The following is a 22,528-nucleotide window of genomic DNA, read 5'->3' as shown; positions in this document are numbered from 1 at the left end:
CTATCATCATGGCACTCACGGACTCGGGAATGCCGAATGAACTTACCCCCAACCGACTATGTCCTGATAACCCTGTGCCTGGTGGTACTGGGTTTGGCCGCCTGGAATATCCAGTTGCGCCGAGGCATCCAAGCCCAGACCCGAGGCTTGAGGCAAGCATTCGCGGCCGAGGGTGACCGGCGTTTCCGTGACCTCTTCGATGCCGCCCCGGTGGCACTCACCTTTTTGCGCGGGGACCGGATCGAGATCGTCAACGAGCGTTTCCTGGATCTCTTTGGTCTTACCCGCGGAAACCTGCTCAATACGGAGGACTGGTGGCACCAGGCCTTTCCAGACCCCGCGTATCGGCGCGGATTCCAGGAGACCTGGAGCGCGGCCATCGCCAAGGCGGAAAGGCCCCAGGGCGTGGTCACGGCACACGAATACCGCGTTACCTGCAATGGCCAGGAGCGCGTCCTGCTCATCTGCGGCCGCCTGCGCGAGGATGGCTTACTGGTCACCCTCGTCGATTTGACCGAGGACCGCCGCCTCCAGGAACAACTGCGGCACAACGAGGAGCGCCTGACGCTGGCCATGGATGCCTCCACGGACGGCCTCTGGGACTGGACTATCCCCACCAACGAAGGCTACTGCAGCCCCCCCTACTTCACCATGCTCGGCTTCCAGCCGGACGATTTCCCGCCCACCGCAATCGCCCTTTGGTTCGGCTTGCTCCACCCGGACGACCGCGATACTACCCTGGAGCAGGCTCAACGCCTCCTCGCGGATCCCGGTCACTTTGAACTGGAATTCCGGCTGCGCACCCGGGACGGCGGCTACAAGTGGATCCTGAGCCGTGGCAAGGTCGTCACCCGCGATGCGGACGGCAATCCCGTCCGGGCGGTGGGTACCCACACCGACCTCACGGCGCGCAAGCAGCTCGAACTGGCCCTGCGCGCCGCCAATGTCGAGCAAGAGGCCATCCTGGAGACCGCCACCTCGGGCATCGCCCTGATCAAGGACGGCATCCTCCAACGCTGCAACCACAGGCTGCATGAAATGTTCGGCTGGCTGCCCGGGCAGATGGGAGGCAAGCCGATCACCATCTGGTACCCCGACGAGGAGGCCAATATCGCCACGAGCGACCCGGACTACGCGGCTATCTGGCGTGGCGAGGTCTACAGCCGGGAACAGCTGTTGCTGCGCCGCGACGGCAGCCGCTTCTGGGCGCGCCTCACGGGCAAGGCCGTCGATAGCCAGGATCCGGTGAAGGGCACGGTCTGGATCATCGACGACATCAGCGCCGAACGCGCCGCTGTCGAGGAGATGCGGCGGGGGCGAGACCTGGCCGAGGAGGCTACCCGCATGAAGTCGGACTTCCTGGCCAACATGAGCCACGAGATCAGGACGCCGATGAACGCCATCCTCGGCATCCTGTATCTGGCCCTCAAGGCCGATTTGCCGCCGGCCGTGCGCACCCAGCTCGGCAAGGCTCAAGGCGCGGCCCACTCGCTCCTGGGCATCCTCAACGACATCCTGGATTTCTCCAAGATGGAGGCCGGCAAGATGGAAATCGAGGCGGTCGAGTTCAGCCTCGACACCCTCAGCGAGCACCTTACCGACACCATAGGCCCCCAGGCGGAACTCAAGGGCATCAGGTTCCTGGTGCGCCATGACACCGCCCTCCCCCCCGTGCTGGTGGGGGACCCCTTGCGCATCGGCCAGATCCTACTGAACCTCTGTGGTAACGCCCTCAAATTCACCGAGGTAGGCGAGATCGAGCTGGCCTTTCGCTGTCTCACCCGGGACGAAACCCAACTGCTGATGCAAATCTGCGTGCGCGATACCGGCATCGGCATGTCCCCAAGCGTCCAATACCGCCTCTTCCAGAAATTCAGTCAGGCAGACCAGTCCACCACCCGCCGCTTTGGCGGCACCGGCCTGGGTCTGGCCATCACGCGCAGCCTGGTGGACCTAATGGATGGCCAGATCTGGATCGAGAAGTCCCAGCCCGGCCAGGGCAGCACCTTCTGCCTGACTCTTCCCCTGCGGATCGCCCCCCAGGCCCAATCCCAGCGCCGGGACCTGGTGGCGGAGGCGGGCCGGCTGCTCGCGAGCGCGCGGGTACTGGTGGTCGACGACAACCAGGTCTCGCGGAGAATCCTGACCGCGATGCTCAAGCGCCTCCATGTCAGCATCGCCACCGCGGCCAGTGGGGCGGAGGCCATGAACATCCTCGGGACCGCCTCGCCCCCCTTCGACCTGGTGCTCATGGATTGGCGCATGCCTGGCATGAATGGCGACGAGGCCACCCAGCGCATCCAGGGTGATCCGACTATCCGACCCAAGCCCAAGGTGGTGATGGTGACGGCCCATGGCCGCGAGGATGTCATCCGTCTGGCGGAGCAGGCAGGGGTCGAGGGTTTCCTGATCAAGCCCGTCACGCCCTCCCTGCTGCTGGATACCCTGATCTCGGTCCTGGGCCGCGGGCGCCTGCTCGGCCGCCAACACAGACCGACCCCGGTCCCGACCCCGGCCAAACGCCCCTCCCCGAGTACGATGGCCGGGGCCCGCATCCTCCTGGTGGAGGACAACGACATCAACCGTGAATTCGCCACTGAACTCCTGACCAGCGAAGGCATGACCGTGGCGGAGGCCGTCAACGGCCTGGATGCCCTGGATAAGGTACGGACGGAGGACTATGATGCCGTGCTCATGGACATCCAAATGCCGGTGATGGACGGCCTGGAGGCGACGCGCCGCATCCGCTCGCTAGCGGAGCAGCCCGGCGGCGAGCACTTCGCCCACCTCCCGATCATCGCCATGACCGCCCTGGCCATGGCCGGAGACGCGGATAAGAGCAAGGCCGCTGGCATGAACGACCATGTCACCAAGCCGGTGGACCCCGACCTGCTGATGGCAACGCTGCACCACTGGGTGCGGCTGCCCGCGCACCGGGCCAGTGCCGGAGCCTCCCCTACCCTGCCAGCCTCCGACCCGCCCACCTCCGACCCGATAACGGATGAACCCGACGAGGTGGATCTGCTGGCCAGCCTAGCGAGCCTCGACACCCGGGCCGGTATCCACCGTATTGGCGGCAAGATCGATGCCTATCGCCGACAGTTGTTCCGCTTCCGCCAGCACTACCCCGATGCGGTCCAGGAGTTAGAGCAACGTTTGACCGATCAAGGCATAGCCGAGGCTCGGGCCTATTGCCATGCCCTCAAGGGCGTGGCGGGTAACCTGGGCGCCCTGGCGCTTTTCAACCAGATCGCCACCATCGATAACCAATTCAAGCAGGACCAGATGCCGGACACCGCCGCTCTGGAGGCACTGCGGGATCGGTTGGGGGAGGTCATGGCGGATATCGATCGCCTGGCCGCCGTGGCGAGACCCCCCGGCAAGGCCACCCTCCTGGAACCCCGGCAGGTCCGGGAACTCCTGGGGCGCCTGGACCAGGCCCTGGCGTTTGACCTGGGTGAAGCGGAACCTCTGCTGGAGCGAATGACCGCTGGGGTCGTGGGCACGCCCCTGGCGGCGGAGATCGCCGAGCTCGGCGCGCGGGTGGACCTGTTCGAGATTGACGCCGCCAGGCAATCGCTAGCAGGCTTGCAACAGCGGCTGGAGTCCGCATCCTAGAGAACATCATGACCCTTCAGCCAAATCAGCGTCCGAGCATTCTGATCGTCGATGACATGCATCAAAATTTGCATGTCATGATGCAGATACTGCGCGATGACTATGCCATTGCCGCCGCCACCAGCGGCGAGAAGGCGCTTGACCTGGCCCAACGCGAGCCCCAACCCGAGCTGATTCTGCTGGACGTCAAGATGCCCGGCATGGATGGCTATTCGGTACTGGCCCACCTCAAGGCCAACCCCCTCACCACCGAGATCCCGGTCATCTTCGTCACCTCCCTGGCCGAGACGGAGGACGAGGTGCGGGGACTCCAGCTCGGGGTCGCCGACTATGTCACCAAGCCGGTAAATCCCGATCTGTTACGCCAACGCGTGCGCACCCAAGTGGAATTACGCAACCGGCGGCGTGGCCCTGCCTACGGTTGGCAGCCGAAGGATGGCGGGGAACAGGCCATCACCCTGGCCCACGCCTCCTTGGTTGCCGACCGCCCGGCGCACCTGCTGGTGGTGGACGACATCCCGGACAATATCCACGGCCTGATCGAGGCCCTCAAGGAAGAGCATCGCATTCTGGTCGCCACCTTAGGCACCAAGGCCCTGGAAATCGTCACTGGCCCCACCCCGCCGGACCTGGTTCTGCTCGACATCCTCATGCCGGGCATGGACGGTTACGAGGTCTGCCAACGCATCAAGGCCTTGTCCTATGGCCAGCGCATTCCGATCATCTTCGTTACCCAGGTCGATGCCACCCAGGACAAGGTCAAGGGCTTCGCTATCGGTGCCGCCGACTACATCACCAAACCCTACAACATCGACGAGGTGCGCGCCCGAGTGCGCACCCACCTGGAACTCGCGAACTTGCGCAACCGGCTCGAGGAACGGGTGACCCAACGCACGGCCCTGCTTCAGCAGAGCGAGCAGCGCTACCGCATCCTCGCTGACTACTCCCCCAACTGGGAGTACTGGCGGGCCCCCAACGGGGGCTACCTCTATGTCTCACCCGCCTGCCAGGCCGTCTCCGGCCATCCCCCGGCGGACTTTTTCGCCGATCCGGACCTCATGGAAAAGCTGGTCCACCCCCAGGACCTCGAAGACTGGCACGCCCACCTCGCCAACCTGTCGAGGCCGGAACCCGAGTCGCGACTGGTCCGGATCCTGGATCGTAGCGGTAACGAACGCTGGCTTGAACATGTTTGCAAGCCCGTATTCGACGCCGAGGGGCGTTTTCTGGGGCGGCGGGGGTCCAACCGCGACATCACCGATCGGCGCCGCGCCGAACAGGATCTGGACTACTTCCTCCACCGCGATCCCCTGACGGGCTTTCCCAATCGCACCCTCTTCATCGAGTTATTAAATCTCGCCATCCAGCAGAACGAGCATGCCCAGAAGGAATTTGGCCTCCTCTTACTGGACCTCGACCAATTCAAGACCATTAACGAGAGCCTGGGCCATGACGCTGGCGATCGCGTCCTGCTGGAGGTCGGCAACCGGCTGCGCGCCCTGCTCCCGGACATGGACACCGTCGCCCGCATTGGCGGCGACGAGTTCAATATTATCCTGCAACAGGACGCCAGCCTCCCCGGCATCGTCCAGCTGGCCCAGCGCATACTTGAGGCCATCAACCACCCCATTCCGGTGGATGGCAACAACCTCTTCATCGGGGCTAGCATCGGCGTGGCCCTCTATCCCGCCAATGGTCGGGATGCCGCCTCCCTGAGGAGCAGCGCCGACGCCGCCCTCCATCTGGCCAAGGCCCAGGGCCGGGGCCTGTTGCGCTTCTCCTCCCCGGAGATGACCCAAGGTGCCAGGAACCGCCTCAACCTGGAGGCCGATCTGCGCCATGCCATTGACCATGGGGGCCTGTGCCTGCACTTCCAGCCGCAGGTGGACCTGCGCCAGGGCGGCATCCTCGGCCTTGAGGCCCTGGCGCGTTGGCACCATTCAAAGCGCGGCTGGATCTCTCCCGCCGAATTCGTTCCCCTCGCCGAGGAAAGCGGCCTGATCGCCCGCTTGGGGGATTGGGCCCTGCGCACCGCCTGTCGCCAAATCCGACAATGGTCGGAGACGGGTCTGCCCCATGGACCGATCGCGGTCAATGTTTCCATGATGCAGTTGAACCGCGGCGACCTAACCAAGACCATCGCCGGGATTCTGGAAGAAACGGGGGTCACGCCCCGCCAGCTGGTCCTCGAGATCACCGAGAGCGTCATTATGGGTGACAGGGACCAGTCCATGCAGGTCCTAGCCGAACTCAATGCCCTCGGCGTGGGCGTGTCCATCGATGACTTCGGCACCGGCTATTCCTCCCTGGCCTACCTGCAGCAACTCAATGTCAGCGAGTTGAAGATCGATATCTCCTTCGTGCGCAGGCTGACTACCGACCGCAACAGCGTGGCCATTGCCAAGGCCATCATCGCCCTGGGCCATAGCCTCGGCCTCAAGCTCATCGCCGAGGGCGTGGAAACCCGGGGCCAGGCCGAATGCCTGCGCGATCTAGGGTGCGATGCCATCCAGGGCTACTGGATCTGCCGCCCTGTCCCCGCCAAGGAGATGACCGCCTTTCTCGCCGCCTTCCGCCCCTTGGATCTCGGCAGGGAAATGGAGGGCAAAGACGGTGATTGAATCCCGGTTGCCGCCGACCGGAGGTGCCCGATAGGCGCCAGGCGCCTCCCGGGGTTCCTGGCACAAGGGCCGCTTGTCATGTCCAGGGCGACCACCTGGCCTCCGGCTGGTGCTTGCCTTCGCGATTCATCGATATCACCGACCCCAAAGAGATGGCTGAGCACCGTTAACGAAACCTCTGGCTGGCCCAGTCCGCGTGACCCAATCCCCCGCGCTAGATAGGCCGCCAGTTGGCCGGGTAGCCGTACTCGGCGGCATGGGCCGCCAGGGCGGCGAGGAAGGCCTCGCCATAGCGCTCCCGTTTGACCGCGCCGATGCCGCTGATACGGCTCATCTCATCCAGGTTGCGGGGACGGTACCGGACCAGGTCCCGCAGGGTGATATCTCCGAAGATGACATAGGGCGGCAGATTCTGCTGCTGGGCCAGGGCGAGGCGCAGGGCGCGCAGGCGCTCCCAGAGGGCGCTGGCCTCCAGGTCGCCCTCGAAGCCGGACTTGCGCCGCCCCCGTTCCTGGCGTCCCCCGGCGGCTCGGCCCTCGGCAGGGTGGCCCCCAACCGCACGGCCCCGGGATGAGGGATCGCGCCGCAGCCGGACCTCGCACTCGCCCCGCAGGACGGGGCGGCTCTGCTCGGTGAGCTGGAGGGCACCGTGGCCCGCCAGATCTACCGTCACCAGGCCGGCGGCCACCAGTTGCCGATAGACGGACTTCCATTCGTCCGCGCTCAGTTCCTGGCCGATGCCGAAGGTGGAGACGCGATCATGGCCGAAACTCTTGATGCGAGGACTGTCCTTGCCGAGTAGGACTTCGATCAGATAGTTGGTGCCAAACCGCATGCCGGTGCGAAAGATACAGGACAGGGCCTTGCGGGCGGCCTGGGTGCCATCCCAACTCTGGACGGGTTCGAGACAGGTGTCGCAGTTGCCGCAGGGCCGCGCCTGTTCCTCGCCGAAGTAGTTGAGCAGCACCTGGCGGCGACAGGCGGTGGTCTCGCAGAAGCCGAGCATGGCGTTGAGCCGGTGGTGCTCGACCCGCTTGAAGCGCTCCTCGGCCTCCGAGGTCTCGATGAAGTGACGCAGGGTGACCATATCGGACAAGCCGTAGGCCAGCCAGGCATTGGCCGGCAGACCGTCGCGCCCGGCGCGGCCCGTCTCCTGGTAGTAACCCTCGACGCTCTTGGGCAGATCGAGGTGGGCGACGAAGCGCACGTCCGGCTTGTCGATGCCCATGCCGAAGGCGATGGTGGCGACCATGATGACCTGATCGTCGCGCAGGAAGGCGGCCTGATTCCGGCGCCGGGTCTCGGCGGGTAGGCCGGCGTGGTAAGGCAGGGCGCGAAAACCCTCGCTGCTCAGGAAGTCGGCGGTCTCCTCCACCCCGCGTCGCGACAGACAATAGACGATGCCCGAATCACCAGCGTGCTCCTCGCGCAGGAAGCGCAGCAACTGGCGACGCGGCTGGTCCTTCTGGACCACGCGATAGCGGATGTTGGGCCGATTAAAGCTGGAGACGAACTGCTCGGCCTCCGCCAGGCCGAGACGTTCGACGATCTCCTGGCGAGTCAAGCCATCGGCGGTGGCGGTGAGGGCGATGCGCGGGATCCGCGGCCAGCGCTCATGCAGCAGGTTGAGCTGGATGTAATCGGGCCGGAAGTCGTGCCCCCACTGAGAGACGCAGTGGGCCTCGTCGATGGCGAAGAGGGCGACGCGACTTTGGTCCAGCAGGGCCAGAAAACGCTCGCTGAGCAGCCGCTCCGGTGCCACGTACAGCAGGTCGAACTGGCCGGACACCAGGCCCTGTTCCACCGCCCGCGCCTCCCCCGCGGTCAGGGAGGAGTTGAGAAAGGCTGCCCGCAGGCCGAGCTGGTGCAGGGCGTCCACCTGGTCCTGCATCAGGGCGATGAGGGGCGAGACGACGATGCCGGTGCCGGGCCGCACCAGGGCCGGGATCTGGAAGCAGAGGGACTTACCGCCGCCCGTGGGCATGAGGACCAGGGTATCACCACCGGCGATGACCCGGTCGATGATCCGCTCCTGGGCGCCACGAAATTCCGGATAGCCGAAGACCTGGCGCAGCAGGGCAAGGGGACTGGCCGGCCCCGCTGGGGTCATCGCCGGGGCCCAGGCCTCATTTCAGGCGGCCCAGCATGCGGACCAGGTCCATGGTGGCGGTGAAGACATCCTCCTTGCCATGCCCCTGGCAATAGGCATGAATACGCTTCAGGGCGCCGTTGATATCCGCCCCCACCAGCACATCCTTGCCCATGGAGAGGTTGAGCCCGGTAATGAAGCCGGTGAGCCAATCCTCGTAACGCTGGAATTCCAGGTCCTGGAGGGCGTCCCCCGCCGCGCGGCCGTCCGCCGCCGCGAGAAAGGTCGTGCAGGACTTGACGCCATAGCCCCAGATCGGCGGCAGCTTGGTAGCCTTGGCGCCGATCCCGAGGCTGGGGGCGAGAAGGAGGGGCATCAGGACGGCAAGAGGCAGGAGATGGCGAGACTTCATGGCATGAGGCCGGGGCTGAGGGGAATGGGGGACTATTCTGCCCTTTCGGACCGGTGGCGGAAAGGCCGGCCTCTTGGTCCGGCTGCTCGCCCCGCCAGAAAGATGCGCAACACCTGCTCCGCCGTATCCGCAAGCAGTTCCTCGGCGCGGGCCATGGCCTCGGCCAGGGCGAGCGGGCCGGGGCAAAGGCTGACCGCGGCGCGGATTCCCACCTCGGCGAGGCGTTCCAGGTCCGCCTCCAGAGCACCGGCCAGGGCGATACAGGGAATGCCCTGCCGCCGGGCACGGGCCGCGACCTGGGCGGGGGCCTTGCCGGACAGGGTCTGGCCATCCAATCGACCCTCCGCCGTCAGCACCAGGTCCGCCCCAGCGAGCCTGGCATCAAAATCCAGGATGTCCAGGACCAGCTCCGCCCCGGGCCGCAAGTGGGCGCCACAAAAGGCCCGCAAGCCGAAGCCCAGGCCCCCGGCCGCGCCGGCACCGGGCTGATCGCGTCGCGGGTCCGGCCAGGCCTGATCCCAGCCCTCGATCAGATCAGCCAGATGGGCAAGCCCGACATCCAGCGCCATCACCTGGGCGGGAGTAGCTCCCTTCTGAGGACCATAAATGGCGGATGCACCCTGGGGACCCGTCAGGGGATTGTTCACGTCGCAGGCCGCCAGGATGCGGACTCGGGCAAGACGCGGGTCCAGGCCCGACCCATCGATGCGGGCCAGGGCGGTCAAGCCGGCGCCATTCGGAGTCAGGGGTTGGCCATCGCCGTCAAGAAAGCGCCATCCCAGGGCGCTAGCCATGCCGATACCGCCGTCGTTGGTGGCACTCCCGCCAATACCCACCACCAGGGTCTCGGCCCCCAAATCCAGGGCCGCGCGCATCAGTTCCCCCGTACCCAGGCTGGTGGCGAGACAGGGATCACGCTCTTCCTCCGTCAGCAAGGCCAGGCCGCTGGCCAGAGCCATCTCTATCAGGGCCAGGCGCCGTCGCGGCAACCAGGCCAGGGCCGCCGCGACGGGGGCAAGGCGTGGACCCGTCACCTGGACGGGAATCCGCTCCGCGCCCAGGGCCTGGATCGCCAAGGCCAGGATGCCATCACCGCCATCGGCGACGGGAATCTCCACCAACTCGGCCTGGGGCGCCACGCGCCGCAAGCCCCGGGCCATGGCCCGGGCAGCGGCACTGGCGTCGCAACTGCCCTTGAGGGCATTGGGAGCTATGATAATTTTCATGGCATTAGCGCTGATAAGAGGGCAATATTCAAATACATCGGGTAGCTCAACCAAGGTGATCCAGGCTCCTGTTCATTATCCCTGGCCGCGGGCTGCTGGAGATAGCTAACATTCGACACCCTCGCCATGAATCTGCGCGACATCAAATACATCCTTGCGGTTGCCGATACCCGCCACTTCGGCCGGGCGGCGGATCGCTGCTTTGTCAGCCAGCCGACCCTGAGCGGCCAGATCAAGAAGCTGGAGGAAGAACTGGGGGTGACCCTGTTCGAGCGCACCAACCGCTCCGTGGATATCACGCCCATCGGGGAGGCCATTCTGGGCCACGCCCGCCTGCTGCAGGAACAGGCCGATGCCATCGAACGGGTCGCCCGTGCCCATCAGGATCCCCTGGACGGTCCGCTGCGCATTGGCGCCATCCCGACTCTCAGCCCCTATTTGATGCCCCTGATCCTGGTGCCCCTCAAACGCCAGTACCCGCAACTGCGCCTAGTACTGTCCGAGGAACTCACCGAGTCCCTCCTCGGCCGCCTGCAGCGCCATGACCTGGACGCGATCCTCATCGCCACCCCCGTCGAGCAGCCGGACCTGACCGTGATCCCCCTGTTCGACGAGCCCTTCTGGCTGGCCCACCACCGCGATCACCCCCTCTATACCAAGGACGAAATCACGGCCCAGGATCTGACCGAGATTGACCTGCTGCTCCTGGCGGAGGGCCATTGCCTGACCCATCAGGTGCTGGAGGTCTGCCACCTGACGGAGCGCCCCCAGCGGGGCGAGATGGCGGACCTGCGCGCCGCCAGCCTGGAAACCCTGCTGCAATTGGTCAGCGCCGGCTTTGGCTGCACCCTGGTGCCAGCCCTGGCCATCCGCGGGAGCTGGATGACGGACACCGGCATTGTCGCGCGCCGGCTGGAACTGCCCGATGCCTTCCGGCGCATCTCGCTGGTCTTCCGCCGCAGTTTTCCCCGGGTCCAGGCCCTGGAGGCCTTCGCCGGTATTCTCCTGGACCATCTGCCCAATACGGTGCGGCGCCTGGCGAAACCGGGAGCCCCTTTCCCGAAGGCCGCCGTGACGACGGCAGCCCTCGGCGAACGACCCGCGCCTCCCTGATAAATAATAGCTAACATTCAATTAGTTAATATCTAAACACCCAGCAGACCCCAATTTGTGGCCCATCCGCGACATGTCGCGAAAACGTAATGAACGTCAAGGGCTTGGCATCGCTTGCCGCACCTGGCTATAATCCGACAACTTGATTCAGCGAATAGAGGCGGTTCCCGTCCAGAAAGGAGCCGCCTTTTTCTTTTTTTGCTTGGAGCGGGTTTCAGCATGAGTGATCCCTTGATGGCGACCTACCGGCGCCTGCCGGTCACCTTCACCCATGGCGAGGGCGCCTGGCTGTGGGACGAGGCGGGCAAACGCTATCTCGACGCCCTGTCGGGTATCGCCGTATGCGGTCTTGGCCACGCCCACCCGGCGGTGCGCGACGCCCTCTGCGAGCAGGCCGGCAGCCTCATTCATACCTCCAACCTCTACCAGATCGCCGCCCAGACCGAGCTCGGCGCCCGGCTGACGGCGTGCGCGGGCATGGACCGGGTCTTCTTTGGCAACTCGGGGGCCGAGGCGAACGAGGCCGCCATCAAGCTGGCCCGCCTCCACGGCCACCATCGCGGCATCGAGCGACCCGCCATCCTGGTCATGGAGAACAGCTTTCATGGCCGCACCCTGGCCACCCTCAGCGCCACGGGCAACCGCAAGGTCCAGGCCGGCTTCGAGCCCCTGGTGCAGGGCTTCGTGCGCGTCCCCTACAACGACCTGGGGGCGGTGGCAACCGCGGCGGCCAATCGCCAGGACATCGTCGCCGTCCTGGTCGAGCCCATCCAGGGCGAGGGCGGCATCAACATCCCGGCCCCGGACTATCTGCCACGCCTGCGCGCTATCTGCGACCGCCAGGGCTGGCTGCTGATGCTGGATGAGATCCAGACCGGCATGGGCCGCACGGGCCGCCTCTTTGCCCACCAGCATACCGGTATCCAGCCCGACGTCATGACCCTGGCCAAGGGGCTGGCCAATGGCGTGCCCATCGGCGCCTGCCTGGCGCGCGGGGTGGCGGCGACGGTGCTGGGTCCCGGCAGCCACGGCTCCACCTTCGGCGGCAACGCTCTGGCCTGTCGCGCCGCCAGCGTCGTGCTGGAAATCCTCGAACGCGACCACCTCGTCGACCGGGCCGCCCGCCTGGGCAAACAATTGCAAGCGAGCTTCCGCCAGGCCCTGGCCCGCCAGCCCGGCGTCCGCGACATCCGCGGCCTGGGACTTATGATCGGCATCGAACTCGACCGCCCCTGCGCGGAACTGGTGGGCCAGGCCCTGGCGGCCGGGCTGCTCATCAATGTCACCGCCGAGCGCGTCATCCGCCTGCTGCCGCCCCTGATTCTGGAGCGGGACCAGGTGGAGTTACTGGTCGATCAGCTCGCCCGGCTGATCGTTGCCTTCCTGGCCACGCCAGCCCCCAAGGTCGCCGGAGGATAACGCACGTCATGGACCATCCCCGCCAGCCAAGACATTTTCTGAGCCTTGCCGATATCACGGCCACCGAGGCCCGCGCCCTGCTCCAGCGCGCCACCGAACTCAAAGGGTTGCTGCGGGCCGGCACGCTTTACGCCCCCCTGACCAACAAGGTCATGGGCATGATTTTTGAGAAGGCCTCCACGCGCACTCGAGTCTCCTTCGAGGCGGGCATGGCCCAGTTTGGCGGCCACGCCATCTTCCTCTCGCCCCGCGACACCCAACTGGGACGCGGCGAGCCCATCGCGGACAGCGCCCGGGTCCTGTCGCGCATGGTGGACGTGGTCATGATCCGCACCTTCGCCCACCAGATCGTGGAGGAATTCGCCGCCCATTCCCGGGTGCCGGTGATCAATGGCCTCACCGACCGCCTGCACCCCTGCCAACTGCTCGCGGACATGCAGACCTGGTTCGAGCATCGGGGCGACATCCAGGGCCGCACCGTCGTCTGGATCGGGGATGGCAACAACATGTGCCTGTCCTACATGGAGGCCGCCCGCCTCTTCGATTTCCAGTTGCGCCTGGCCTGTCCCGCGGGCTACGAGCCGGACGCCAGGCTACTGGCAACGGTCGCCGACCGCTGCATCCTGCTGCGCGACCCGCGCGAGGCCGTGGCGGGGGCGAACCTGGTGGCCACCGATGTCTGGACCAGCATGGGTCAGGAAGAGGAGCAAAAGGCGCGGGAGCAGGCCTTCAGGGGCTACATCGTCGATGAGGCCCTGATGGCCCTCGCCCATCCCGAGGCCCTCTTCATGCACTGCCTGCCGGCCCACCGGGGCGAGGAGGTCGCGGCGGAGGTCATCGATGGGCCCCAGTCCGTGGTCTGGGACGAGGCCGAGAACCGGCTGCACAGCCAGAAGGCCCTCCTGGAATTCCTGCTGGTGGAGCGGCATTGAGCCCCTGGGTCATGAAACGCCTGCTGGCCCTGCTCCTCTGCCTCTTCGCCGCGCCGATGGCGATGGCCGAAACCCGCTATGTCACGGACCAGTTCGAGATCCCCCTGCGCGCTGGGGAGAGCCTCAAGTACAAGGTACTGCGCAGCCTGCCCTCGGGCACCCCCCTCGAAGTCTTGAGCAGCAATGCCAAGTCCGGCTATTCCAGAGTCCGGACCGAGGACGGCCGCACCGGCTTCGTGGCCAGCGACCGGCTGCAAGATGAGCCCATCCCCCGCGACCAGGTGGCCGTTCTGGAGGCCAAGGTCGCCGACTTCCAGGAAAAATTCGACAAGCTGCCGCCCTCGCTGAAGGAGGTTCAGGCCAGCCTGGAGTCCGCCCTGGCCGACAAGCACCGCCTGGAGGAGGAATTACTCAGTATTCGCCAGGCCGCCGGCGATGCCCCGCGCATCCTGCGCGAGCGGGGCGAACTCCGTCAGACCGTCGCCGACCTGACCCGCCAGGTCGGCGAATTGGAACAGATCAACCGCGAACTCGACCACGAGAACGCCCAACGTTGGTTCCTCATCGGGGGTGGCGTCATCTTCGGGGGCATCCTCATTGGCTTTTTCCTGCCCCAGGTGCGTCTGGGGCGCCGGGGACGCGGATTCGAGTCGCGGCTGTGACCGCATGAACCATGCGGTCCGAATCCGGTCCGCCACCCCTCAATGCAATTCCACCTCCAAGGTCAGACGCTCCGGCTGGCCCTCCGCGCTTAACCGCTCCACCTCGACTGGCAGCTTCTGGCCGGGGAGGCTATCGATAAGGGCGAGGCGGATATCGGCATAGATGGCGACCTCCTTGCCGCCGACCCGGACGATGCGATCCCCCTCCTTGATCCCAGCGGCGGCGGCCCCGCTCTTGTCACCGAATCCCTGAACCCCGACGCCCGACCCCTGGCCATCGGTATCCAGCAGGACCCCGAGCCGCCCAGTGGCGGGTAGCTCCAGGGGTTGCGGAAAGAGCAGATAGTCAGCGGCCTTCGGGTCCATCTCGCGCGGCCAGCCATTGAGGAGGATGGCGGAGGACGCCGGCAGGCGCCGCAGAAGGCGTTGCGGGATACCCTGACCGTACTCCAGGTGACCCTGACCCGCCAGCACCACCAGCCGCTTGCCGGGCTGGCCCTCCAGATAGGCCGCCGCCCGCGCCGCCATACCCTCGTCCCAGAGGAGCTGCACCAGGAGGAAATTCTCGAAGTCCTTGCCCTCCTCCATGGGATGCCTGTCAAAAACCTGCTTGATCCGCTCCCGATAGGCCGGGTCGTCCCGATCCATGTCCACCGGCACCTGGGCCCGTTGCCCCTCGTCCAGGCCATCCAGACCCTCCTTGCCGACCTTGGCGGTGATCGCCCCATCCAGATTCAGGGCGATGACGGGGATGCCATGCTCGCGGGCAAAGCGCAGGATGGGCCGGTAGAGGCGGTAGTCGAAGCGCCAGCGCTCGAAATAATCCGTGCGCCGGAGCATCTCCTCCTCGTTGATCTCCCCGGCGATGTAGGCATCCAGGGCGGGCTGGAAGGGCTGCTGGAACATTTCCATGCCGATGGCCAGGTCCAGGTCCTGCTCATGCAAGCCACGAATCACGGCCAGTTGATTGAGGTGATCTTCATAGCGGTCGTGGGACTCGCCCACGAAGACGAGGCGGCGATCGGCCAGCTTGGTCACCAGGGCATCCAGGCTGGTGAGGGTCGCGGGATCGACCACGCGGGTATGGGTGTCGGGGATCTCGTCGGGAACCGGGGGGGCCGTCGCCTCCTCCTGCGCCAGGAGGGGATGCGCGAGGCAAAGCAGCAGGGCACCAAGGGCCGCCGAGCAGGGGTTCGGATTCATGGCAGACATGGGCTTCTCTGTGGGGTAGGTGGCAGTAAGGGCACGGGGCCCTGTCAACCGGGAGGCTCCTGGGTGCGGTTAACCTCGTCGGTCCCGGTTAGAGCGCGAAAAATTCCCGCAGTTTCCCCAGCAGGCCTGAACGTACCTGCTCGACAGTCTGGGATGCTGTATCGGGGGTCCATTGGTCATTGGCAAGCTGACGTTGCGCGAGCAATTCGCTGAGACGGCTGAGAATCTCGGGATTATTCCTCACCAGGGAGGCAAAAACCTGCTTGGTGATCTCTACCGTCTCGACTTCATCCACGGCGACGACCATGGCGGTACGCTCCGCCCCGGTAAGCAAGGACATTTCACCGAAGCAATCACCAGGGCCAAGCCTGGCGACGATGGTTTGCTGGCCATTACGCGTGATCGACACCTCGACGTGGCCACGCACCAGGAAGAACATGGACTCACCCACCTCGCCCTGGGTAACGATGCGTTCGGTGTTGGCGAACAACTGAACGGGACTCTCGCGCACCAGGTTGTCAATCTCGGCCTCGGAGAGAAAGTCCAGCAGCTCGTGCGAGCGCAAGGCCTGGGCGGCAACCCCGCGGGTCTGGAGCGACGGATCCTGGCGGACGGCCCGGTGCAGGACCCTCTGGGGGTAGGGCATGACAAAACCCTCGCGCTTTGCCGCATACCAGGCATGGGAGCGCACCTCGCTCAGGACCCGGTTCATGAGGGCATGATCCTCGATCCAGACCTTGATCTCATAACTAATCCCCGAGTCCAAGAAATCCTTGAGTAAAACCACGGGGGCCGGCTCCACGCACACCCCTGGAACACTCAGGGCGGCTGCCCTCAAAACCCTCTGCGCCCGCAAGGGCGGGAGGTCATAGTGCAGACTGATGGTTGCCTTCACCGCGTGACGAGGGGTGGGCAATTGAAAATTAGTGATCGCCTGCTTCGTGATATCCGTGTTGGGAACATCGATCAGGACATCGTCATTTGTCAGCAACAGGGTCGAGCGCCAGGAGAGTTCAATGACCTTGGCATGGGTGTTATTGATGAGGAGCCAATCACCCGGTTGGAAGGTCTTCTCAAAATGCAGCGACACCCCGGAGATCAGGTTGCCCAAAAGATCCTGCATCGCCAGACCGAGAATGATCGCCATGATCCCGGAGCCCGCCACCAGGCCCGGTACCTGGATGTCATAGACGAATTGCAGCGCCAGGATCACGGCCAGGATCAGGATCAGGATGCGGACGGTATCGATCAGGATCCGCGACCCGGCCGCCTTGAGGTCGGTATCCGGCTTGCGTCCCCAAACCATCCGGACAAAGAGGGTCGTGATGGGGAAGGCCGCGAGTATGGTCACCGCCGCCGTCAAATGGCGGGTTAAATCGCTCCGCCAGGTCAACTCCGATCCCTCTCCGAGCAACCAGTTCAGGCTGATCAACAGGCCCGTCGCCATGGCGAAGAGGTGGAATACCCACCGAAAGCGCACATCGCGCCAGCGACGCAGAGCCCGGGCCATGAGAATGAGCAGGAGATAAATGATCAGGGCCCCACCCAGCAGGGAGATCATTTCAGCGGCCGAGGGAAGGATATGGGTCATATGCGGATGTGGGAGTGTATGTGGTTGACGAGAGATGGGAGGGCAGGCATTCCCGGGCCATGATCGCATCCACCAGGTTGATGTCAAGGTGGCCCGGGACGGGGGACCGACATCGGGGTTCGAGCGAAGGGCTACTTCGAGGCTAGCTTGACCTGAACGGTTCGCTCGCCCTCCCGCATCCGCCGCCAGTAAAATTCGACCAATGCATCATGAGGATAACGCTCATGGAGGGCAGCGAATCGCATCTCGGCGCCAGGATCGCCGATCGCCAATAAGGCATAGGCCCGCGCATATTCATCCAAGACGGCATCCGCCTCGCCGCCCAGGGCCACCGGGTTGAACACCGCCAGGGCTTCATGCTTCCCCTTGACCACCACCTGTCCCATGGGGCGAAAGCGCAAACCACCGGACCCCGCCTGGCTCATGGTCGCCCCGCTGACCGCGACGTGGGTACCAAAGTAGGCGTTCAATCCCTCCAGTCGCGAGGCTACATTCACCACATCGCCAATGGCCGTGTACTCGAGCTTAGCCTGGGACCCGAAGTTGCCTACCGTCGCCTCGCCGGTATGGACCCCGATCCGTGTGAGGCCAAAGGCCACCGGCTGACCATCGGGATCGGTGACCTCCCGGCGGAACCTCTCGGCGAAAACATCGAGCGCCAAGGCGCATTGGACAGCACGCAGGGCATGATCCGCCTGGGTGACCGGAGCGCCAAACAACACCATGATGCCATCGCCCAGATACTTATTAACCGCCCCGCCGTGTGCCATGATGATCTGGGTCATGCCATCCAGATAACCACTCAACACAGACACCAGGCTGGTCGGCGGCAGCAACTCCGAGGTCGTGGTGAAACCCGCCACGTCGGTGAAGAGTACGGTGATGTCCCGGCGCTCGCCGGTGAGGCCCAGCAAGTCGGGATTCGCCATCAACTGTTCGACCCAGTCTGGATGCAGATAACGGGCGAAGGCGCCGTGAATGAACTCCTTTTGGCGCCGCTCCCGCCGGCTGACGAGGGCGTGGGACCACCAGGTCGAACCCAGCATCGCCAGGGATGGACCCGCCAATGGCCACAAGGCTCCACCCTGGTGGTACCACCAGAAGCCCAGCGCCCAATAGCCCAGGACACTGCCCAATGCCAGGCCGACACTCACCCAGGCCGCCCTGTCCAGGCGAGCCAGGAGCGAGCCCAGCAAGGCAGCGAACCCGTACACAGCCAAGACCACCCAGGTTGGCACCAGCCGCAACCAGCGTCCCTCCAACAACTGCGCCAGCCCATGTGCATGAATCATGACCCCGGGCAAGGAGCCATCCTTGCTACCCAGCAAGGTGGTGAAGGGTGTCTTCCAGATGTCCTCGCTGCTGGCCCGCAGATCCGCGCCGACCAGGACAATCTTGCCCGCCAGCCAGTCCGCCGGCAAGGCCCCAGCCAAATGCGCCGGGTAATGCTTGAAGGCACTGGCCAGATCATCCGCTGCCGCATCCGGGGCTAGCCCGCGATAGCGTAAGGGGATTATCCCTTGGGGAAGGGCCACTCCGGCCAGGGCGGCGGCCATTCCCGGTAGCGGACGGCCATCCGCTGCCATCCGACCTGGAAAAAGGGTGCGGATCACGCCGTCCACATTGTCGAACGGCAGATTGGCGTAAGCCCGGCGCAAATCGAGTGTAAAAGCATCCAGATACTGCTGTTGTTCTGGGGTGATATGCTCCTGATCGGCGTAGGCGACGAACACCGGCACGGTGGAATCGCGCAACGCCTGGAGCAAGGCCTGGTCGGCGGCGGCTTCGGTAGGCTGGTCAAACAAGATATCCAGACCGATGGCCTTCACCCCTTTCTGATTGAGCAGGGTCACCAGTTCGGCAAGGAAGGCGCGGCTGACCGGCGAGCGGTAGGCAAAGGTACTCAGGGTATCGTCGTTAATGGTGAGCACCACCACCTCATCGGAGGCTGGCTGACGCGGGGTTACCAGGGCTACCCGCAAGTCACCGAACCAGTTTTCGATGTAGCGCAGAGGTCCCTGGGCTACCAACAACCAGGCCATGAGCGCCACCCCCAGGGGCACGGCCACGAGTGGCAACCATTCTTGGCGGCGGATCATGATAGGGCGAACCTCGACAAAGCCGGGTGGAGCGAACGCCCTATGGCCCCAAGGCCCTATGGCGGAACGGTGACGATGTCGGCATGATACGGGTTAGCCAAGGTATATTTTCGCCGGCATTTCCCGCGAACCGCGCGGATCGGTGAGGCATTAACGGGGGAAGGGTCACGATGAGCAATGATTGGCGGCGGAAAATTTCGAGGCTGCTTGCGGCCGGGGTCCTGCTGACAGGGGCGTCACTGGCCGTGGCGGCACCATGGGTCGTGGTCACCGCCGAACGGACCTCCTATAAATCCGGGGCCCTGCTGGATGACAAGACGCCGATAAAATTGGGTGAGGGCGCGCAACTGACCCTGCTGGCGGAGGATGGCAAGACCCTCAAGCTGGCCGGCCCCTATGCGGGCGTGCCGGGTAATAGCGGTGACAAGGGTGCCCAGACCAACAATCTGACCGCGATCGCCAGCCTGCTCCAAGGACATCGCCAATCCACCTCCACCCTCGGGGTGATGCGGAGCTTTGGTTCCGATGCGGCATCGCCCGACCCGATTGATGTGGACAAGTCGGGCGAGCACTGCCTGATCAGTGATCCGGTCGTGCTGCTACGCGACAACATCGCTAAAACGGAAGAAATCGCCCTGGTTGACGAACAGGGCGCCACCCTTGCCACCTTCACCTGGCCCGCCCGTCAGGCCGAGTTGCCGGTCCCGGCCCGCTATTTCCAGGATGGCAAGCGCTATCGGTTGCAACGGGGAGATAAGCCCGTCAGCCTGCTAGTTCACAAGGCGGCGACAACGCCCATCAATCCGGCGGCACTGGCGGCCTGGATGGTCAAACAAGGCTGCGAGGCACAAGCCATGGGGGTGCTGAGCAAGTTATAGCCCTACCCTTCCGGCCTCCCACCACCAAGGCCGTGCCTTGCAAAGGCAAGGCGTGATGAGTCTAAGTTAGGAGTCCCGTCTTCGCCATGACAATGAAGCCACGGACTAAATGCATCACTGGATCACCCCGGGGAGGGCCCATGTCCCTTAGATGGCTTGTTCTGACGCTGCTCCTGATGACAGGCCTGGGCTTGCAGGCCCAGCCCCTGATAGGCCATGAAATTGACGCGAGCCTGGCGCCGGCCCAGGGAACGCTGGCCGTCACGGATACCCTGAGCCTGCCGGAAGGCCAGGACGACTGGACCTTCGCCCTGCACCAGGGCCTGCAACCCCAGGTCGTGGCGGGGGAGGCGCGCCTCGAAGCCCTCGGCTCCCGGGACGGCAGGGAGGTCTTTCGCTTGCGCCGGCGCGGCGCCGGGCCTATCACCCTGAGCTATGCCGGCTCCCTGGTGGGCGACTTGCGGACGGTCGAGGAAGGTATGGGCCGCTCACGGCAATGGACTCGCGGCATCATCAGCCCGGACGGGGTGGTCCTGGATGGCAACAGCGGCTGGTATCCCCGCTTCCCGGACAGCCTGCAGCACTTTTCACTCCAGGTGGCGCTGCCCCTCGGCTGGACCGCCATTGCCCAGGGCCTGGGACCCAACCGCGTCGCGACCGCCGATGGCGCCCGCGTGACCTGGCGCGAGGACCAGCCCCAGGATGACATCTATCTCATCGCCGCCCCCTTCGTCGCCTATAGCCAGCCGACGGCCCACGGCGAGGCCCAGGTCTATCTGCGCAATCCGGACCCGGAGCTGGCCCAGCGCTACCTCGACGCCACGGCGGATTACCTGGCCTTCTACAGCGACCTCATCGGCCCCTACCCCTACGCCAAGTTTGCCCTGGTGGAGAATTTCTGGGAGACGGGCTACGGCATGCCCTCCTTCACCCTGCTGGGCGCCCAGGTCATTCGCCTGCCCTTTATCCTCACGAGCTCCTATCCTCATGAGATTCTCCACAATTGGTGGGGCAACAGCGTCTTCATCGATTACGGGACGGGCAACTGGAGCGAGGGCCTGACGGCCTACCTGGCGGACCATCTGCTCAAGGAACGGGAGGGTCAGGGGGCGGCCTACCGCCGCGACAGCCTCCAGGCCTATGCGGACTATGTCGGCGCGGGCGAGGACTTCCCCCTCAAGGCCTTCCAGGGCCGCCACGGCTCGGCCTCTCAAGCCATCGGCTATGGCAAGAGCCTGATGCTGTTCCACATGCTGCGCCGCGACCTGGGGGACGCCGCCTTTCGCGCCGGCCTGCAAGGTTTTTATCGCGACAATATCTTTCGTTCGGCGGGCTATGACCAGCTCAGGCTCGCCTTCGAGCAGGCCAGCGGTCGGGATCTGCAAGGCTTTTTCGAGGCCTGGACCCAGCGCGCCGGGGCACCGGAACTGACCCTGACCGGGGTGACCCTGGAGCCCACCGCCGGCGGCTTCCAGCTCCGGGCACGGGTGGAACAGACCCAGCCCGAGGCCCCCTTCACCCTGACCGTACCCCTGCTGGTCCACATGCAGGATGGCGGCATGATCCAGCGGCGAATCCTCCTGGACGGGCGCGCCGCTGACTTCGTGATCGAGCTAGCCGCGCCGCCCCTGCGCCTGGCCCTGGACCCCGATTTTGATCTCTTCCGCCGTCTGGCACCGGGGGAGAACCCGCCCAGCCTGAGCAGTCTCTTTGGCGCCCCCCGGGGCCTCATGGTCCTGCCCGCGGCGGAGGCCGAGGCGTTGGCCAGCGGCTATCGCCAGCTTGCCGAGAGTTGGACGAGGGACGCCCCGGGATGGGAACTGGTGAGGGATGACGAGATCGAGCGGCTGCCGGAGGACAGGCCCGTCTGGCTGCTGGGCTGGAAGAATCGCTTTGTGACCGCCCTGACGGCCCAGCCCTTTGGCCTGGATTCCGAGGCGCACCGCCTGGAAGTGGCGGGCCAGATGCTCGCGGGCGACGACCTCAGCCTGGCCCTGGTCCGGGAGGTGGCGGGCCGCCCCCTGGGCCTGATCGCGACCGCCAACCCCGCGGCCCTACCGGGCCTGGCACGCAAGCTGCCCCATTACGGCAAGTACGGCTACCTCGCCTTCACCGGAGACGAGCCCAGCAACCGCCTCAAAGGCCAGTGGCAGGCGGGGGAGTCCCGGCTTCAGGTCTGGTTCACGACGGAAAGGCCGGCCCTGGCCCCGGCCGCGGCACCCGCCCTCGACGCGGGGCGGCGGGGGAGCAAGCAGCGGTAAGGGTCTCTGGCACACCACCCGCGCCGGTATCCGGGACGACATCGACCTCGATACCGGAAGACGCCCCCTTATCCCCAACCCCGACCGGGGCCTAATGTCCCGCCTTCTCGTGGGCGATGGGCTTGTCGGAGAAGAGGTAGTCCCGCAATTCATGATCGAAGGCCGGATCCCGACGCCGGATCCACTCCAGCACCATGGCGGCGTGTTCCTTTTCCTCGTCGCGGTTGTGGGCCAGGATGGCCTTGAGTTCGCTATCCTTACAGGCATCCACGCGCTGGTTATACCAATCAACGGCCTCCAGTTCCTCCATTAGAGAAAGGATGGCCCGATGCATGTCGCGCGTGGTGTCGGAGAGTTCCGCGACGGGTTCATGATAGCCTTCGTTCGCCATGGGT

Annotated in this window: 15 protein-coding genes; 8 read left to right on the top strand and 7 right to left on the bottom strand. The window is 65.3% G+C overall.

Annotated features, from left to right (window positions below):
- Nucleotides 1–36 precede the first annotated feature (36 nt).
- Complete coding sequence (locus IPN92_13250; GenBank protein ID MBK8639184.1) at nucleotides 37–3,618, top strand: response regulator; 3,582 nt, start codon at nucleotides 37–39, stop codon at nucleotides 3,616–3,618.
- Nucleotides 3,619–3,626: 8 nt separating this feature from the next.
- Nucleotides 3,627–6,239, top strand: coding sequence for an EAL domain-containing protein (locus IPN92_13245; GenBank protein MBK8639183.1), 2,613 nt, complete (start codon nucleotides 3,627–3,629; stop codon nucleotides 6,237–6,239).
- 214 nt (nucleotides 6,240–6,453) lie between these two features.
- Here IPN92_13245 and recQ read toward each other — a convergent pair whose 3' ends face one another.
- Genes recQ through IPN92_13230 form a run of 3 tightly spaced genes read right to left on the bottom strand, consistent with a single transcriptional unit; the run spans nucleotide 6,454 to nucleotide 9,966 of the window.
- Nucleotides 6,454–8,349 carry a DNA helicase RecQ gene (recQ, locus tag IPN92_13240; protein MBK8639182.1) on the bottom strand — a complete coding sequence of 632 codons (1,896 nt, stop codon included), beginning with the start codon at nucleotides 8,347–8,349 and terminating at the stop codon, nucleotides 6,454–6,456.
- A gap of 16 nt (nucleotides 8,350–8,365) precedes the next feature.
- A complete protein-coding gene (locus IPN92_13235; GenBank protein MBK8639181.1) occupies nucleotides 8,366–8,740 on the bottom strand; it encodes a hypothetical protein in 375 nt (124 codons plus the stop codon).
- A 32-nt stretch (nucleotides 8,741–8,772) separates the two neighbouring features.
- Nucleotides 8,773–9,966 carry a glycerate kinase gene (locus IPN92_13230; GenBank protein ID MBK8639180.1) on the bottom strand — a complete coding sequence of 398 codons (1,194 nt, stop codon included), beginning with the start codon at nucleotides 9,964–9,966 and terminating at the stop codon, nucleotides 8,773–8,775.
- A gap of 126 nt (nucleotides 9,967–10,092) precedes the next feature.
- Here IPN92_13230 and IPN92_13225 point away from each other — a divergent pair, with 126 nt between their 5' ends.
- The 4 genes from IPN92_13225 (at nucleotide 10,093) to IPN92_13210 (ending at nucleotide 14,092) form a co-directional block, all read left to right on the top strand.
- A complete protein-coding gene (locus tag IPN92_13225; GenBank protein ID MBK8639179.1) occupies nucleotides 10,093–11,079 on the top strand; it encodes a hydrogen peroxide-inducible genes activator in 987 nt (328 codons plus the stop codon).
- Between the two features lie 219 nt (nucleotides 11,080–11,298).
- Nucleotides 11,299–12,498: an aspartate aminotransferase family protein gene (locus tag IPN92_13220; protein MBK8639178.1), complete on the top strand. Its 1,200-nt coding sequence runs from the start codon at nucleotides 11,299–11,301 to the stop codon at nucleotides 12,496–12,498.
- Between the two features lie 8 nt (nucleotides 12,499–12,506).
- Nucleotides 12,507–13,430, top strand: coding sequence for an ornithine carbamoyltransferase (argF, locus tag IPN92_13215; protein MBK8639177.1), 924 nt, complete (start codon nucleotides 12,507–12,509; stop codon nucleotides 13,428–13,430).
- Between the two features lie 11 nt (nucleotides 13,431–13,441).
- A complete protein-coding gene (locus IPN92_13210) occupies nucleotides 13,442–14,092 on the top strand; it encodes a TIGR04211 family SH3 domain-containing protein (GenBank protein ID MBK8639176.1) in 651 nt (216 codons plus the stop codon).
- A gap of 39 nt (nucleotides 14,093–14,131) precedes the next feature.
- Here the strand turns inward: IPN92_13210 and IPN92_13205 are convergent, their stop codons facing one another.
- The 3 genes from IPN92_13205 to IPN92_13195 all read right to left on the bottom strand — a co-directional run bounded on the left by IPN92_13205 (nucleotide 14,132) and on the right by IPN92_13195 (nucleotide 18,994).
- Nucleotides 14,132–15,295: a ChaN family lipoprotein gene (locus IPN92_13205; GenBank protein ID MBK8639175.1), complete on the bottom strand. Its 1,164-nt coding sequence runs from the start codon at nucleotides 15,293–15,295 to the stop codon at nucleotides 14,132–14,134.
- A gap of 97 nt (nucleotides 15,296–15,392) precedes the next feature.
- Nucleotides 15,393–16,895 carry a mechanosensitive ion channel gene (locus IPN92_13200; protein ID MBK8639174.1) on the bottom strand — a complete coding sequence of 501 codons (1,503 nt, stop codon included), beginning with the start codon at nucleotides 16,893–16,895 and terminating at the stop codon, nucleotides 15,393–15,395.
- A 131-nt stretch (nucleotides 16,896–17,026) separates the two neighbouring features.
- A complete protein-coding gene (locus IPN92_13195; GenBank protein MBK8639173.1) occupies nucleotides 17,027–18,994 on the bottom strand; it encodes an adenylate/guanylate cyclase domain-containing protein in 1,968 nt (655 codons plus the stop codon).
- A gap of 170 nt (nucleotides 18,995–19,164) precedes the next feature.
- Here IPN92_13195 and IPN92_13190 point away from each other — a divergent pair, with 170 nt between their 5' ends.
- A complete protein-coding gene (locus IPN92_13190; GenBank protein MBK8639172.1) occupies nucleotides 19,165–19,872 on the top strand; it encodes a hypothetical protein in 708 nt (235 codons plus the stop codon).
- Between the two features lie 140 nt (nucleotides 19,873–20,012).
- Complete coding sequence (locus IPN92_13185) at nucleotides 20,013–22,133, top strand: M1 family peptidase (GenBank protein MBK8639171.1); 2,121 nt, start codon at nucleotides 20,013–20,015, stop codon at nucleotides 22,131–22,133.
- Between the two features lie 91 nt (nucleotides 22,134–22,224).
- Here IPN92_13185 and IPN92_13180 read toward each other — a convergent pair whose 3' ends face one another.
- The gene (locus tag IPN92_13180; GenBank protein MBK8639170.1) at nucleotides 22,225–22,524 is read right to left on the bottom strand and encodes a ferritin; all 300 of its coding nucleotides are present in this window, start codon (nucleotides 22,522–22,524) and stop codon (nucleotides 22,225–22,227) included.
- Nucleotides 22,525–22,528 lie beyond the last annotated feature (4 nt).

It is taken from the genome of Chromatiaceae bacterium (assembly GCA_016714645.1).
Classification (GTDB): domain Bacteria; phylum Pseudomonadota; class Gammaproteobacteria; order Chromatiales; family Chromatiaceae; genus M0108.
The sequence above is the reverse complement of the archived record's forward strand: the minus strand, read 5'-3'. Positions and strand labels throughout refer to the sequence as shown.